Annotated in this window: 3 protein-coding genes and 1 pseudogene; 3 read left to right on the plus strand and 1 reads right to left on the minus strand. The window is 47.9% G+C overall.

Going from position 1 to position 1,554, the window contains the following annotated elements:
• From CINSTRO3249_RS15730 to CINSTRO3249_RS15740, 3 genes and pseudogenes are all read left to right on the plus strand, one after another.
• Positions 1-238, plus strand: a 238-nt coding sequence (locus tag CINSTRO3249_RS15730; RefSeq protein ID WP_143146883.1) for an integrase core domain-containing protein, incomplete at its 5' end; no start/stop codon positions are given.
• 206 nt (positions 239-444) lie between these two features.
• Positions 445-1,062 (plus strand): annotated as a pseudogene (locus tag CINSTRO3249_RS15735) (DegT/DnrJ/EryC1/StrS family aminotransferase); the annotation flags it as partial.
• 2 nt (positions 1,063-1,064) lie between these two features.
• Positions 1,065-1,445 carry an NUDIX domain-containing protein gene (locus tag CINSTRO3249_RS15740; RefSeq protein ID WP_074013894.1) on the plus strand — a complete coding sequence of 127 codons (381 nt, stop codon included), beginning with the start codon at positions 1,065-1,067 and terminating at the stop codon, positions 1,443-1,445.
• Here the strand turns inward: CINSTRO3249_RS15740 and CINSTRO3249_RS15745 are convergent.
• The coding region (locus CINSTRO3249_RS15745) for an IS1 family transposase (RefSeq protein ID WP_044698828.1) at positions 1,442-1,554 on the minus strand (113 nt) is incomplete at its 5' end. The genes CINSTRO3249_RS15740 and CINSTRO3249_RS15745 overlap by 4 nt on opposite strands.

Consider the following 1,554-nt stretch of genomic DNA (forward strand, 5'->3'; position numbering starts at 1 on the left):
CGGCGACTCCTACGATAATGCGATGGCAGAGAGTATCAACGGGTTGTACAAAACGGAGGTTATCCACCGCGGGAGCTGGAAAAACCGGACGGAAGTGGAGTTGGCCACGCTGGACTGGGTGGACTGGGTGGACTGGTACAACAACAGAAGGCTGCTCGGGCGGCTGGGTTACATCCCTCCTACTGAAGCCGAAATGAACTATTACGCTTTGCAATTAGCATCAGAGGAAGCGGCGTAGTATTGCCAAAATTACTCTCTAATAAACTCGGGGTTATTCAGTTCCTTGAGTAATCCTGATTCCCCCAACAGGTCCTGAGGGGAGTGGCAATCCTGGAGCAATTGGTCAATAAGATCGTTGCTGATAGGCATTTTGTAGTCCTTTAAAGGTTTTGCTAAAAATGCCATTTACACAGATTATTTTACAGCCTCCGTTTTGGCGACGCTGAAGTTTTTAGCACTACCCCGACCAAAACACTGGTGACAGGAGAAGGCGGCCTTGTTTTCACGCGGGACGCTGCCTTGGCACAACGGTTACGAACCTACCGAGAGTATGGCAACCCCGGTGATTACGATTGCACCTATGTAGGGACAAATGGAAGACTCAATGAGATAAGTTGTTTGATGGGTATTGCCTCCTTTGATTTGCTGCCGCAACACCTTAGATTAAGGAAGGCGGCCGCTAATGCCTATACCGAAAAATTAGCCATGGTTCCCGGTATCCGCCTGCAACGGATACCGGCGAATATGCAGAGTGCCTATAAGGATTTTTCAATTCAGATCGATAAACAGGCTTTTGGCTGCAGTCGAGATGTTTTACAGGCAGCGTTAGCGGCTGAGGGCATACCCACCAGGCGCTATTTTTACCCGGTGGTACATAAAATGAAAGCTTATCAGGCATACAACGCGATAGTTTTGCCGGTCTGTGAAAATATCGCTGACAACATACTTTGCCTGCCCATTTATCCATTGTTGGCGGAACCTGATATCGATAGCATAATAACGGCTATCCTTAATATACAGCGCCATGCGCAACGAATTGCAACCTATATCAATGGGAAATAACGATGAGCGGCTATGTTAAAAAAATGAGAGCCATTATCGGTCATCAGCCGCTATTATTGGCGGGGGCCAACGTCATCATCCTGAATGAGGAGGGTCATATCTTATTACAACAAAGACTCAATGGTAACTGGGGCTTGCCGGGAGGATTGCTTGAGATCCGGGAGTCGTTAGAAGAGACAGCCCGGCGCGAGGTACTGGAAGAAACCGGGCTGGAGCTTGATGAACTCCTGTTATTGAATGTTTTTTCAGGCATGAATTATTTCTTCACGCTACCCAACCAAGACCAATTTCATGTCATTACCGCCTTGTATCTTTGCCGGTCCTATCGTGGGGACAGGGTAGTGGATAAACAGGAGTCCAGAGATGGTAATGACTCCAATTAGTAGAACATGTGTTTTTCGATGAAGGCTCCGATGACTTTTTCGTGGATCTCGACAGAGCGCGAGAAGCAAATCGTTTTACGCGCCAGTCGTTTAATGCGGGTACGGAGCG

Origin of the sequence: Candidatus Sodalis sp. SoCistrobi, assembly GCF_900143145.1 — a bacterium.
Classification (GTDB): Bacteria; Pseudomonadota; Gammaproteobacteria; order Enterobacterales; family Enterobacteriaceae; genus SoCistrobi.